At 65.5% G+C, this 1,139-nt stretch carries 1 protein-coding gene; it reads left to right on the top strand.

Translation table 11 applies throughout. The features are described 5' to 3' along the window. Window positions 1-11: 11 nt before the first annotated feature. On the top strand, window positions 12-1,139 hold the full coding sequence (locus ACFW01_RS38400) for a tyrosine-type recombinase/integrase (protein WP_384511507.1): 1,128 nt from the start codon (window positions 12-14) through the stop codon (window positions 1,137-1,139).

Genomic DNA, 1,139 nt, shown 5'->3' with positions numbered 1-1,139 from the left:
TGGTTCGTGGGATGGGGTCGTTTTTCAAGGGGTGTGAGCATCCGCGGTCGCGGTGGTCGAAGTGTCCGCACCCGTACAGGGTCCGGTATCGGTCGGCGGCCGGGAGGCAGGTGGAGGAGTCCGGGTTTGCGTCCCAGGACAAGGCGATCGCACGTTTGACGGAGATCTACAACGCGAAGAAGGCCGCGCCGCGGGGGCAGGCGAAGGCGGACCGGATCGCACGGTACGGGTCCATGCGGTTCGCGGAGTACGCCACGCAGTGGAAGGCCGGGCAGCGGGATCTGGGGCCGGCGTCGGTGGCGCACCTGGAATCGCTGCTGAACATCCATCTGCTGCCGCTGCTGGGCAGCCGGCGGATGAACACCTTCGACCACAAGGTCGTCGAGGGCTTCCTCCAGATCCTGGAACGCAACGACGTCGGTTTGGCGGCGCAGGCGAACGCCTTCGACAAGCTCAAGGCGATCCTGCTGGACGCTAACCGGTTGGGGCTGTTCGACGACAACCCGGTCGCCGGGGTGAAGCCGCCGCAGTACGACCCCCAGCGCGTGGTGATCCCGTCCCCCGGGCAGTTGCGGCAGATACGCACCGCCGGCGACGACAGCTTCCGGCTGGTCTGCGATCTGATGAGTGGCTGCGGCATGCGCAACGGCGAGGCGTTCGCCGTCAACCTCAACAACATCGTCGCCGACGACGTCTACCGCATCACTGAGCAGGTCAACCGGACCACCTGCCAGTACGAGCGGCTCAAGCACCGCAAGGCGGGCGAGTACCGGGACGTGCCCCTGCCGGCGCGGGTGCGTCAGACCATCGAGTGGTACGCCGACGAGCACGGCACCGTCGACGGCTACCTACTGCGCCACCCCGGCGACCCGACCCGCACGTTCCCGCACTACCACATCGCCAACCAATGGCAGCGGATCAAGAAGGCCGGCCAGGTCGACATACCCAACGGGATGGTCGTCTACGGCATGCGGCACTTCTTCGCCTCCAACTGCCTTACCCACGGCATCCCCATCACCGACGTCGCCGAATGGATGGGCCACAAGACCATCGACATCACCTTCAAGATCTACCGTCACCTGATGCCCGGATCCATCAGCAAAGCCGCCAAAACCCTCAACCTCGACCTCACCACATAA

The sequence above is a fragment of the Streptomyces sp. NPDC058985 genome, assembly GCF_042740985.1.
Lineage (GTDB): Bacteria > Actinomycetota > Actinomycetes > Streptomycetales > Streptomycetaceae > Streptomyces.
Note: the sequence above shows the minus strand (reverse complement) of the source record. Positions and strands in the feature narration are given on the sequence as shown.

What these genes read in the sequence shown, in the direction of transcription:
- ACFW01_RS38400 (WP_384511507.1), top strand. Translation starts at nt 12, where the DNA reads ATGGGGTCGTTTTTCAAGGGGTGTGAGCATCCGCGGTCGCGGTGGTCG.